This is a genomic window from Novosphingobium sp. BL-S-32, assembly GCF_056857055.1.
Genome location: NZ_CM166477.1, coordinates 1,087,322 through 1,099,462 on the forward strand (window position 1 = coordinate 1,087,322; position 12,141 = coordinate 1,099,462).

A 12,141-nucleotide genomic window follows, 5' to 3' on the forward strand; every position below is an offset into this window, starting at 1 on the left:
GCGACAGAATCATCAGTTTGGGCGGCGGACAGTGGATAGGAATGCCGTTTGTTTCGTTTCCTTGATGGAGCGCAGTGTGCGGCGTGGGGCGAGAGTTCGCGCCGCGAACATCGCGCCGAGCGCAGCGATCAAGGAGAGCACCGATGAACCGACGCGATTCGAGCACCCGCGGTCAGCAACCGGGCGGGTATCAAGGAGATGAAGGCCGCTGGGACGTGCCGCGACAGGCAGGGCAGTGGCAGGACGGGCCTTCCCGTCAGGCCGGCGGTTTCCGGGATCAGGACGACAACAATCGCCCCGCCCCGCCCGACCCGGAAGGGCGGTATATTCCCGATCCGCGTACCGATATCGATGACGGCGGCTTTGCCAGTCGGCTTGGGCCGGATTACCCATATCCGTCGGACCCGCGCGCGGCCTATGGCAGGGGCGATCAGCGGCCCAGGGATGTGGAATATCCGATCCACAACTTCGACGGCGCTTCCGGCGATACGTTCTCCAGCTTCACCAGCGGCGACTATGGCGGACACGATAACTACGTACGCCATGGCGGTATCGGCGGCGGGTTCGGGGGCGGCATGCACCCCAGCAATAGCTACCGCCCGACATTCGGCTTTTCGCGCGACGAATATGGCGACTGGCGCGAATATGGCGAACGGCGCGGCTTCCTGAAGCGTGCGGGGGACGAGATCGCCAGCTGGTTCGGCAATGAGGAAGCCGCGCACCGTCGCCACGTCGATCATCGCGGTCGCGGGCCGAGCGACTTTACCCGCTCGGACGAGCGCATTCGCGAGGATGTGCATGACAGCCTCACCAACGACTGGCGCGTCGATGCCAGCCGCGTGAGGGTTACCGTGGCAGACGGCGAAGTGACGTTGGATGGCACGGTGGACAGCCGTGCCGAAAAGCGCCGGGCGGAGGACCTCACGGATGAGGTATCGGGCGTGCGCCATGTGCAGAACAACTTGCGCGTGGGACCGGGCACGATCGGGTCGGGTTCGGCCTTTTCGGATCCCGATGGAACGCTCTGAACTTCGCTGCGCTTTTTGTGCAGCCGGAAAGGGGAGCCGTGATGGCTCCCCTTTTTTTAGCGTGGTGAAGGCCGGACCCCACCTACTTGGTCAGCAAGATATCGGCCCCGCAAAATATCCCGTCATCCCCGCGAAGGCGGGGATGTGGATTCACATTCGAAGTGCAACGGTTGAAGAGAGCATGCCTCGGCGGGTGTTTTGAAGTCGAGGCATTTTCGCGGTGTATTGTTGTAGCGTTGGATGATGTCCTCAAAGTGGGCAGGCGAGAGATCCTCGATGTTGGTCTTGCGCGGCAGGTCGCGTCTGAGGCGGCCGATGGCGTTTTCGACGCCGCCCTTTTGCCATGGGGCATGGGGGTCGCAGAAGAACGTATCGATGCCGAGACGGTGCAACCTGTGGTGCTGTGCAAACTCGGTGCCGTTGTCGAGGGTCAGGGTTTGGCGCAAGGCGGCGGGCCAGGGCCGCAGCATGGCGGCGAGCAGGTCGGCGGTGCGCCGGGCCTTTCGGTCGGGCGGATGGCAGATCAGGGTGTAGCGCGAGGAGCGTTCATGGGCGACGAGGATGGCCTGGCCGTATCGGGCGAAGAGCATGAAGTCGGCCTCCCAGTGGCCGGGCCGGGACCGATCCGCGGCCTCGTCCGGGCGCATGGCGATGGGTTGGCGCTTGGCGATGAAGCGGACCGAGGATCCGCCGGGCTTGCGGCGCCATCCGCGGCGGGCCTTGGCGCGGGGCAGATAATGGCGCCATGATCGATCGTTCGTCCGCCTGATCTGGGCATGGATGAAGCGATAGATGCTCTCGTGACTGATGATACGCACGCCGGCCTCGCGGGCCATGCGGCCGGCGATCTGCTCGGGTGACCAGCCGGCCGCGAGGCGGCCCAGCACGCCCTCGCGCAAGGCCTGATCGCGTTCGAGGCGCATGCCCGACCAGCGCCGGGCGCGCGCCTGCTCTTGCGCATAGCCGGGCCGATAGCCCACCGTGCTGCCGCTGTTGCGCTTCAGCTCCCGAAAGATCGTCGATGCCGAGCGATCCAGAGCTGCCGCGATCTGGCGCAGCGATTGCCCGTCTTCATGAAGACGGGCAATCGTACACCGCTCTTCCAGATCAAGCTGTTCGTAAGCTCTTCCCATGACAACACCATAACCTGGTGTTGCACTTCGTTTGTGAACTTGGCGGATCCCGCTTCCTTGCGCAAAAACGAGAGGTCGCGAAGGGAGCGGGGCCCCCGCCTTCGCGGGGGCGACGACGCTGTGGATGCAAACGGATCTTGCCGTTGAGACGGGTCTGGTATCCGACGCCATGCACTGGGCGACCTGGAAAATAACCCAAAAGCACCCGCCCGGTCTCTTTGAGCCTCGCTCCGGAGCCGCCGTTATCCCGATGCGCCGCCATATGCAGGCGGTTTGGGCCATTGGAGTGATGGTGCTGCGGTGCAGCACTAGGTACGCTGTCTGCCGTTGAACTGCCTTGCGGGGTTGCAGCGAAAGGTGGCCATCATGATCCCATTGCCAAAGCACCGATTGCGAACGGCCACAGGCGGATAGCCGGGGGATGGCACAGTCTCACGAAATCGGCCGACATGCCGCCCGGGGGCTGGCATCGACTGCCGTCGCCCAATTCGTCAAGGTGGTGGGGACGATGGCGACCACCATCGTCGTCGCCCGGATTCTATCGCCTTCCGACTATGGCGTCGCCGCGATGGTGGCGCCGCTGACGGGGCTGGTGCTCACGTTCCAAAACCTCGGCTTCACGCAGGCGGTGGTGCAGACACGCGAACTCGACAACGAGCATTCCAACGCGCTGTTCTGGCTGAACGTTCTCGTCTCGATCGTGGCGGCGCTGGCGATGGTGGCGCTGGCGCCGCTGGCAGGCGCGTTCTACAGCGATGCGCGCGCCGGATACGTCACGGCGGCGACGGGCCTGACCATTCTTGTCACCGGCCTCAAGCTCCAGCATCAGGCACTGCTCAACCGAGAGATGCGCTTCCACGCCCTCAGCATCAACGACATCGTCGTTTCGATACTGACCTTCGTGCTGACGACCATCGCGGCGCTGATCCTGATGAACTATTGGGCGATCTGGCTGGGCATTTTCCTCAATGCCGTGGTCAGCACGGCGATGATGTGGCGGGCCTGCCGATGGCGCCCGCGCCTTGGCGCGTCGTTCGCGGGAGTGCGCCACCTCGTGGTGTTCGGGGCGAACCTGACGGGCTTCAACCTCGTCAACTTCTTCGCGCGCAACCTCGACAACGTCATCATCGCCAAAGTGCACGGCGCCGACGCGGTGGGTCTCTATGACCGCAGCTATAAACTGATGCTGTTCCCGCTCCAGAACATCAACCAGCCGCTTGCCCGCATCATGCTTCCGGTGCTCAGCCGCGTCCGCGACGAGCCCGAACGCTACCGCCGCGTCTACGAGCTGGCGCTGCGCGCGCTGGCGCTGGGATCGATGCCGGGCATACTCGCGGCGGCAATCTGCTCGGACCGGCTGATTCCCTTCCTGCTCGGCCCGCGCTGGGCGGCAGCGAGTCCGATCTTCTTCTGGCTGAGCCTCACCGCCATCGTGCAATGTGTGCCGAACACCACCGCATGGCTCTACATCAGCAGCGGGAACACCCGGCGCATGATGTACTGGGGGATCTTTTCCAGCACTGTCAGCATCGTCAGCTTCATCATCGGCGTGCGCTGGGGCGCGGCGGGCGTGGCGCAGGCCTATTTCATCGGACAGCTTGCCACTGCGCCGTTGCTCTATCGCTATGCCACACTGGGCACGCCGGTCACGCAGCGGTTCATGTATTTCGTCCAGTTGCCCTCCCTGCTCGGAGGGCTGTTCGCCTGGGGCATGGTCTCGCTTGTCGGGCAGGGCTTGCCGACCGCTGCGGTGATCGCGATTGCGCTAGTGGCGAGCTATTGCGGTGCGGCCGCCGCGCAGGCCTGCACGCCGGGTGGCCGACAGGCGATGGCCGCGATGCTGCGGCAGGCGGCAAACATTCTGCCGGAGCGTTTCCGCCCGCTGCGCAGCGGTTAGGCAGGCCCTTCCGGCTGCGGGACGGCCGGGTGAGGGGGACTGGGCTCGCTGCGCCGGGGGACTACTCCGGCGAACAGAAAATTCAGCATCGGCACCCGCCGGATCGCCTGCCAGATCGTGAATGCGGCAAGGAACGTGGCCACGCTGATGAGCGACCATTCGACCCAGACCCCCCACTGCACGCGGTAGCCTGCGATAGTGAGAGCGATCGCGATCGGCAGGTGGAACAGATAGACCACCAGCGAGGAATCGACCACGGTCCGGATCGCCGCGCTCTCGCGGTGGAAGAACGTCCGGCCCAGCCCGACCAATGACTGGGCCCAGCCGAGCGCGGCGAAGCCGCCGAAGGTGCGCTCCATCAGCCAGGTCCGGTGATGATCGGCATGGACTGCAACACCCGTGGCAAGCAGGGTCAGCACGATAATGGCGATGCGCGGCCGGTCGAAGGCGGCGCGCACCGCCGGTGCGCGGTGGAGGACCATGCCGATGATGTAGAAGGGCAAAGCAGCCAGAAAGTCGGCCAGCCGGAGCAGGCCTTGCAGAATGTCCGTTTCGCTCATCGACGTGCGCGCCATTCCAAGAACGAGCCCGCAGTAAGCGGCAACGCCTATGCCGACGACGATGAAGAACAGCGTGAACCGCCTTGCCGCCAGTTCATCCCAGCGCCGTGGGACGGACAGCGTGCGCAGCGGCGGATGGATCGTGCAGGCCAGCGCCGTCAGCGATTGCAGATAGAGCAGCACGGCCAGGAACCACAGGTGTCGCAGCACGGTGCCGGTGGTGGGATAGAGCGCGCGAAGGCCGGTGAGGTCTCCCACGCGTACCGAGGCGGCGAGCAGGTTCAGGACCGGAACGATGGTCACCAGCGAAACGGCAAGGGGAACGCCGATCCGCACCAGCCGCCCGCGCAGCCAACTCCGCGCGTCCCGGCGTGCAAGCAGAAGCGCGCTGAAATAGCCGGCGATCAGGAAGAAGGCCGGCATCCGGAAGATATGGATGACATGGGCGATGTCCGTCATCAGCGGATCGCCTTCCATCACCGGCACCATCCATGCGCGCCCGGGCCGATAGGCCAGCGCGACGTGGTAGGGGATGCCCAGCAGCATCAGCCCGCCCCTGACTGCGTCCCAATGATGCTCTCGCGAAGGTGGCATGGACATGGGCGGCCCTTGTGCGGGGGGAACGGATGGCGGACCTGCCCATGCTCTGCATATCCGCGTCCGGGCGCAATCACTCTAAAGGAGAGGGGTAAAGAGCCGAACGGGGCCGTCAGTCGTTCGCGCCGCGCATCCAGGACGTGACGCCGCGATAGGTTTCGAGCCCGAGGACCGCCGCGCCAAGCCGGGGGAACTTCGAATTGAGCCGCAGTTCACCGCCCAGTTCCGCGCCGCGCTTCACTGCCTCTCGGCCTTGCTCACGGTCGCCCCGGCGAAAGGCGCTGTCGGCCAGCCAGTAGAAATAGTCGCCCAGGATCTTTTGACGCTCGGTTTCGGGCAGCGCCTCGGTCGGCTGCTTCAGAAGGGCCTCTGCCAGTTCGACGAGATCGCCGAACGTCGATCGGTTTCCGGAAATCCGCAGCGGGGAATCGTGTTGGACATAAACGCCGCAGCCCTGCGGTGAATGCGCCAGCCGCGCCCCCGCGAGCGCGGCGCGGCAGACGACTTCGCCGTCCTGATTGCGGCGGACGTTCTCGTCCCAGCCGCCGATCTGCCGCAGGAATTCGGTGCGCCACATGACCGCGCAGGGCGGGGTCCACTGTCTGCGAACGAGCCACCGGTCGAGCAATTCGGCGGCATTGGCATAGGCCGGCTTGCGGCGGCTCGCCTGATTGCGGCCCTCGTCGTAGAACAGCCAGGGGCCGAACGCGATGTCCGCGCCATCCGCCAGCGCGAGGGTCAGGCCGTGCAGCAGATCGCCCATGACGAAATCGTCGCTGTCGAGAAACATGACGTATTCGCTCTCGACCATCGCCAGCCCCCGGTTGCGGGACTTCTGCGCGCCAAGGTTGCCCGGGTTGGTCACGACTTCGATCCGGGGATCGGCCAGTTCGGATAGCACCGCCTCGGTCTTGCCGTCGTCGTCATCGACCACGACGATGACCCGAGGCCGCACTTGCGGCTGGCCGAAGATCGAGCGAACCGTCCGTTCTATCGTTCCGGAGGCATGAAAAGCAGGCACGATAACCGTGACCCGTTCCTGAGGCATGCTCGGGCTCCCTTTGTCATGTCGATTCGCTCTGCCGGGTCGACGGGAAAGGGTAACGCCGTTGCGCGCCGCTGAGAACCGGCACGGGCCCGCCGGAAATGACCACTGAATACTCTTGAGGCAGAAAGGCCCAGATTCGGGACGTGGTGTGAGCGGAAAGGCTGCAAGGAAGCGGGGCCCCCGCCTTCGCGGGGGCGACGGAGGATGGGGGCCTGGTGCCGAATTCGTTCGCGGGCCCCGAGGTCGGTCTGTGCTTCGAGATGCGAGCGGCTCCGTTGAATATCCGGGGAACACTAACGCAAATTAGGTGCGATCATGCCCGGCATTATTCGGGAACAGTTGGCTCATGCACTCGTTGTTCAGAGGAGAACAAGTAAGGAGAGTCGCATGGGCAAGGGTATTTTATTGTGGCTGATCGGTGTGCCGATTCCGGTAATTCTGGTTCTTTGGCTGCTGTTCCACCACTGATCGGACTTCCTTTATCGAAAAGCCCGGCTGGTCACTGTCGATCATGGATCGGCAGGGCCGCCGGGCTTGTCTGTTTGGAAGCGGCTCAGTTCCTGAAATCAAGCTCCACAACCCGCGTCGGCGTTGCGCGGCAGAACAGCGGCAACATCCGCTCGCCATCGGGATATGTGCCGATCAGTTGCGCGCGGAAGCGCCAGCCGCCGTTGCCGGGCTCGATATGGACCAGCCTGTCGAACCGCACCTGTGTTCCGCCGGTTATGCCGACTTGCCGCGCGGCCTCCATCATGCAGGTGTTCATCGAGGGCCGCGCATCGGGCGGTAGCGAGGACAGATCCGCCACGACGGTCGCAGGCGGTCCCGGCTGGAACGGGCCCGTGGGCGGCGGCGGGGTTTCCGGCTGCGTTGGCGTAGGTGTAGGCGTTGCAGTGGGCGGCGGGGGAACGCTGCCCTGCGAAGCGCCCGAAGGTCTCGGGCTGTTGCGATTGTTGAGCAGGGCCACCAGCCCCGCCGCCACGGCAGCGCCGCCGATGATCGCGCCGGTGCTCAACCCGCCGCCGCTGTTGTTGTTATTCCCCTGATCCTGCCAGTGATTGTTGCCATAGCCATAAGCGAAAGTGCCCCGGCAATTGCGCGAAACCCAGATCTGGCGCTGGTCGTAGCCCCAGCTCTGCCCGCGAACGCACTGCGAGGATCGCGTGAGCAGTTCGACGCGGTTCTCGGTCCGCGCATTGCAGCGCTCGGTCCGGTTGTTGCGTGACTCGCAGGTGAGGCGCCCCGCGAAACCGTTGGGCCGTCCGGGGGCAGGCGCGGGAAGCGGTACGGGGCGCTGTCCCCCTCCGGACTGTCCCCCGCCAGAGGGTGGCCGTACTTGCGGCCGGCCCGGAACGGGAGCGGGTAGCGGTGTCGGCCGCTGCACTCCGGGAACCGACGGGGACGACGTATCCACGGGCGCCGGAAGCGTCTGGATCGGTTCGGCCGGCCTCGTCTGCGCGGTCAGCGTGTTCGTGGGTTGCGCGGCGAGCACAGCAGTCGCCGCGATCATCGTAACCTTGCCCCTCATACGGATCTCTCAGACAGGAGGTGGATTTGGACGTGATCGATGACGCACTATACTCTTGGACTGGAAGAACAACAACATGAATTGATTAGGTGAATAGTCGGACGCTACCTGCCGGGAACAGCCGTTTCGCGGTCTCTATAGTGCCGGATATCCGCCCCGTTTTCGAATCGCGTCAGGCGTTACCCGGGCGATCCAGAGTCCGTGCATCGTGCAAGGTCCGCACCGCATCGGCCAACTGATCGAAGCTATAGGGCTTGCACAACACGGTGGTAGGCTGCCCCGGAAGGTCGGACGGCCCGGCGCCGCTGGCGATGGCAACCGGGATGCGGCGTTCGGCAAGCTCTGCCAGCAGCGGATCGGATCGCTCGCCGGCAAGATTCATGTCGATCACCGCGACATCGAACGCACCCGCCCGCGCCGCCTCCAGCGCGGGGGATAGCGCGGCATAGGGCCCTATCACGTGGCAGCCGAGGTCATCGAGCATGTCTTCGAGCAGCATCGATACCAGCAGTTCGTCTTCGGCGACCAGCACGCGCAGACCGTGAAAGTCGGCAGGGTGGGCGGATGCGGCGTGTTCAGACATTGTTGGGGAACCTCGAAAGGGCAGGATGCAGTGTCAGCATTCGATGGTCTCGCGAATACGGCGGGCGAGGACATCCATGGCGAAGGGCTTGGTAATCATGGCCATGCCCGGTTCGAGAAAACCCGAGGCGAGCGCGGCGTTTTCCGCGTATCCGGTCATGAACAGCACTTTGAGATCCGGGCGATAGCTGCGCCCGCCATCGGCCACTTGCCGCCCGTTCAGGCCCGGCAGGCCGATATCGGTGACAAGCAGGTCGATCCGTGCGTCCGATTGCAGGATGGCAAGACCTTCGGGGCCGTCGGCGGCCTCTATCGAGCGGTATCCCAGTTCGTCCAGCACGTCGAGGATCAGCCCGCGTACGACCGGTTCATCCTCCACGACCAGCACGATCTCGCCGCTGCGGGCGACGGGCAGGTTCGCCCCATCGGCCTTTTCGGCATCGATATCGCCCTGTCCGCGATGGCGCGGCAGATAGAGCTTGATCGTGGAACCACGCCCTTCATGCGAATAGATCCGCGCCTGCCCTTCGGACTGGCGGGCAAATCCGTAGATCATCGATAGGCCAAGCCCGGTGCCCTGACCGATCGGCTTGGTGGTGAAGAAAGGCTCGAAGGCGCGCGCTGCCGTGTCCTCGCTCATACCCACGCCGGTATCGCTGACGGCGATGCAGACATATTGCCCCGGCGTCAGTTCGCGCTGGCGGGCGCGGTCCAGGCCGTCCAGATCGGCATTGCTGGTCTCGATCGTCAGCTTGCCGCCATCGGGCATGGCATCGCGGGCATTGATGACAAGGTTCAGGATCGCACTTTCCAGCTGGTTGGGATCGCACCGCGTCTGCCACAGCCCGCCCGCCAGCACGAATTCCAGATCGATATGCTCGCCCAGCGAACGGCGGAGCATGTCCTCCATCGAGGCGATCAGCGGATTGGCGCGTACCGGACGGGGATCGAGCGGCTGGCGGCGGGAGAAGGCCAGCAGGCGATGCGTCAGCGCGGCGGCGCGCTCGGCCGAAGTCCGCGCGCCCTGAAGCCAGCGGTCGAGATCGTCGGTCCGCCCCTTGGCAAGGCGGTTGTGCATGACGTCGAGACTGCCGGTAATGCCCTGAAGCAGATTGTTGAAGTCATGCGCGATGCCGCCGGTAAGCTGGCCCACCGCCTCCATTTTCTGGCTCTGGCGCAAGGCGTCTTCCATTGCACGCTGCTCGGTGATGTCGCGGCCGATGGCGTGGATGCGGCCGTTGTCCGGCACGGCCGTCCAGGCCAGCAGCCGGTATTCGCCGTCCTTGGTGCAATAGCGGTTCTCGAAGGCCAGCGTGTTGGAACCGCCCGCCAGCTTGCCGATTTCCAGGGCGGTCGGCTCGATGTCGTCAGGATGGACGAACCGGGCAATCGGCTGTCCCAGCATGTCCTGCTCCCGCCAGCCCAGCACGCGCTCGGCCGAGGGATTTACCGCCCTGATGATCCCGGCGTAATCGGCCACCATCATCAAATCGCGGCTGATCGTCCACAAACGGTCGCGGTCTTGCGCATAAGCAGCTTCGGCGCGCTTCTGCGCCTCGATCTCGGTATTCGTGCCCACCCATGCGGTGATCTCGCCATGGGCATCGTGCAGCGGCAGCGCGCGGGCGAGGTGCCAGCGGTACAAGGCCCGGGAATCGCGCAGGCGCAATTCGGCTTCGTAGATCCGCCCGGTCGCGAGCGAGGCGGCCCACTTGCGCGCCGCTCTTAACCGGTCTTCGGGGTGGACGATCCGTGACCACCGGCTGTCCTTCAGACTGCCGTGCGGAAGGCCGGTATAGCTGTAAAGCCGGTCGTTGAACCAGTCGAGCCGCCCGTCGGCGCGCGCGGTCCAGACCTGATTGGGCATGTTCTGGGCAAGCGTGCTGAACTGCGCCTCGCTTTTTTCGAGTGCGCGCTGGATGCGGCGGCGGTCGGTCACGTCCTGCACCACGCCGATCATTTGCGCAGGGCGGCCGTCCGCGTCGAATTCGAAACTGGCCTTGCGGGCGATCACGCGCTCCTCGCCATTGTCGGGACGGCGAATGCGGTATTCGACATCGAGAACGGCCTCGCCACTCTGGCGGCGCTTGCTGCTCGAAACGAGTTCGCTGTCCTCACCGATGACCAGATCCTCGATGGCGCGGGTCGAGTGGGATATTTCCGGGGCGATGCCGAAGATCCGCCAGAATTCCGCGGTTCCGTCGATCGTGTCGCGCTGGATGTCGATCGAGAACAGGCCCACGCCGCCCGCCGCCTGTGCGCGCGCCAGCCGCTCCTCGCTGAGGTTGAGCGCTTCCTGCGCGCGGTATTCCTGGGTCCGGTCGCGCAGCAGTTTGACGAAGCCGATGGCGCACCCGGTCTTGCTGCGCAGGGGCATCAGTTCGCTGAGGCCCCAGAAGGGCTCGTGGGACTTGCGCAAATGCCAGCGGGCCTCATGGGCACGGCCGGTTTCCAGCGCCTGCGCCCGCATCGCGGCGGGCAGGCCGGCGTCGCGGTCCTGGGCGGTGAAGATCAGCTCCATCGGCTGGCCGAGCATTTCCGCCTCGCTCCAGCCGAGGATCGCCGTGGCGCCCGCATTCCACAGCGTGACCCTCCCGTCGAGATCGGCGGCGATGATGCCGTAGTCGCTTGCGCTGTCGAGGATCTGGCGGTTGTAGGCCTCGCGCTCACGCAAAAGGTCTTCGGCGCCGACGCGCTGGACATGGGCCCAGGACCGGTCCGTGACCTCGCGGATCACGCCCAGCTCGTAATCGGTCCAGTCGCGGGGCTTGCGGTCGTGAATGGCCATCAGTGCGGCCAGCCGGCCTTCCTTGACCAGCGGCATGCAGATGGTGGCGGCAATGCCGATATCCTGGAATGTCCGCGCCGCGGCGGAGGGCAGTTCGCGGGCATTGTCCCTGACGATCAACGGTCGTCCGGCGCCCAGTTCCCGCACTGCCAGCGCGCCGAAATCGGCAAGGCTGTAGTGCCCGACGATGGAGGGCGATCCCGGGGCGTGCCAGTCGCCCCGGATCGTGAAGCCGTCCGCATCCGCGTCCATGTCGGCATAGGCGCAGCTAGAGACGCCAAGGTGTTCGGCGGTAAGGCGGCTGGTGATGGCGAGAATGCGGTCGGCGCTGCGGCAGTCCGACACCGCGCGGCCCAGTTCGTCAAGGAAACGCAGGCGCGTTTCGCTTTCCTCCAGCGCCTGGCGCGCGTGATAGGCCTCGGTGATTTCCACCACCACGGCGATCACGCCGCCGGGCTTGCCGTCGTCACCCGGCACGGGGGAGTAGTCCAGGTTCATCCACACATGCTCGGGCGCGCCGTCGCGGTGGAGGACCAGTTCGTGGTCGCGGTAGCTGAGCGTGCCGCCGGACAGGCCGACTTTCATCACGTTATCGTTGAAATCGGCCACTTCCTCCCAGCCATCGCGGACATTGGAACCCAGCAACCGGCTGTCGCGACCACCGGCGAAGCGGGAATAGGCGTCGTTGTAGATCATCACGCCCTGCTCGCCCCAAAGGAGTACCAGCGGCACCGGGGAGGGCAGCATGAAACCGACCGTGTGCTTCAGGCTGATCGGCCACCCGGTGATGGGTCCGATCGCGGTCGAGGCCCAGTCATGCGCTGCGATCCGGCGCGCGAGTTCGCCGTCGTGAGACAGGAACCCCTCGCCAGTCTCTGCCCGTAACGCCAACGACCCTTACTCCTTTGCGGGTCCCCGAATTTTATCCGCGTGCATGCCTTGGGGATGCCTTGCAAAACACGCCATGACAGGGCGGGTTC

Annotated in this window: 8 protein-coding genes; 2 read left to right on the plus strand and 6 right to left on the minus strand. The window is 65.2% G+C overall.

What is annotated here, in order from left to right; translation table 11 throughout:
• The first annotated feature begins 143 nt into the window (after positions 1 to 143).
• A complete protein-coding gene (locus AC1VVK_RS21430; protein WP_482905222.1) occupies positions 144 to 1,028 on the plus strand; it encodes a BON domain-containing protein in 885 nt (294 codons plus the stop codon).
• A gap of 122 nt (positions 1,029 to 1,150) precedes the next feature.
• On the opposite strand, the gene AC1VVK_RS21435 is transcribed toward AC1VVK_RS21430, so the two are convergent.
• Positions 1,151 to 2,161, minus strand: a complete 1,011-nt coding sequence (locus tag AC1VVK_RS21435; RefSeq protein WP_482904834.1) for an IS30 family transposase — start codon at positions 2,159 to 2,161, stop codon at positions 1,151 to 1,153.
• Positions 2,162 to 2,582: 421 nt separating this feature from the next.
• Here AC1VVK_RS21435 and AC1VVK_RS21440 point away from each other — a divergent pair, with 421 nt between their 5' ends.
• On the plus strand, positions 2,583 to 4,058 hold the full coding sequence (locus AC1VVK_RS21440; protein ID WP_482905223.1) for a lipopolysaccharide biosynthesis protein: 1,476 nt from the start codon (positions 2,583 to 2,585) through the stop codon (positions 4,056 to 4,058).
• Here AC1VVK_RS21440 and AC1VVK_RS21445 read toward each other — a convergent pair.
• The 5 genes from AC1VVK_RS21445 to AC1VVK_RS21465 form a co-directional block, all read right to left on the minus strand.
• Positions 4,055 to 5,164 carry an acyltransferase family protein gene (locus AC1VVK_RS21445; protein ID WP_482905224.1) on the minus strand — a complete coding sequence of 370 codons (1,110 nt, stop codon included), beginning with the start codon at positions 5,162 to 5,164 and terminating at the stop codon, positions 4,055 to 4,057. The genes AC1VVK_RS21440 and AC1VVK_RS21445 overlap by 4 nt on opposite strands.
• A 163-nt stretch (positions 5,165 to 5,327) precedes the next feature.
• Entirely contained in the window at positions 5,328 to 6,263 is a 936-nt protein-coding gene (locus tag AC1VVK_RS21450; protein WP_482905225.1) for a glycosyltransferase family 2 protein, read from the minus strand.
• Between the two features lie 553 nt (positions 6,264 to 6,816).
• On the minus strand, positions 6,817 to 7,791 hold the full coding sequence (locus AC1VVK_RS21455; RefSeq protein ID WP_482905226.1) for a DUF3011 domain-containing protein: 975 nt from the start codon (positions 7,789 to 7,791) through the stop codon (positions 6,817 to 6,819).
• Between the two features lie 172 nt (positions 7,792 to 7,963).
• Positions 7,964 to 8,374 (minus strand): response regulator, encoded by a 411-nt coding sequence (locus AC1VVK_RS21460; RefSeq protein WP_482905227.1) that lies wholly within the window; start codon positions 8,372 to 8,374, stop codon positions 7,964 to 7,966.
• A 33-nt stretch (positions 8,375 to 8,407) separates the two neighbouring features.
• Positions 8,408 to 12,052 carry a PAS domain S-box protein gene (locus tag AC1VVK_RS21465; RefSeq protein WP_482905228.1) on the minus strand — a complete coding sequence of 1,215 codons (3,645 nt, stop codon included), beginning with the start codon at positions 12,050 to 12,052 and terminating at the stop codon, positions 8,408 to 8,410.
• Positions 12,053 to 12,141 lie beyond the last annotated feature (89 nt).

Bases quoted from the DNA above. Each gene is read 5' to 3' on its own strand.
- AC1VVK_RS21460 (WP_482905227.1), bottom strand. From the start codon at position 8,374: ATGTCTGAACACGCCGCATCCGCCCACCCTGCCGACTTTCACGGTCTG.
- AC1VVK_RS21455 (WP_482905226.1), bottom strand. From the start codon at position 7,791: ATGAGGGGCAAGGTTACGATGATCGCGGCGACTGCTGTGCTCGCCGCG.
- AC1VVK_RS21440 (WP_482905223.1), top strand. From the start codon at position 2,583: ATGGCACAGTCTCACGAAATCGGCCGACATGCCGCCCGGGGGCTGGCA.
- AC1VVK_RS21445 (WP_482905224.1), bottom strand. From the start codon at position 5,164: ATGCTGCTGGGCATCCCCTACCACGTCGCGCTGGCCTATCGGCCCGGG.
- AC1VVK_RS21430 (WP_482905222.1), top strand. From the start codon at position 144: ATGAACCGACGCGATTCGAGCACCCGCGGTCAGCAACCGGGCGGGTAT.
- AC1VVK_RS21435 (WP_482904834.1), bottom strand. From the start codon at position 2,161: ATGGGAAGAGCTTACGAACAGCTTGATCTGGAAGAGCGGTGTACGATT.
- AC1VVK_RS21450 (WP_482905225.1), bottom strand. From the start codon at position 6,263: ATGCCTCAGGAACGGGTCACGGTTATCGTGCCTGCTTTTCATGCCTCC.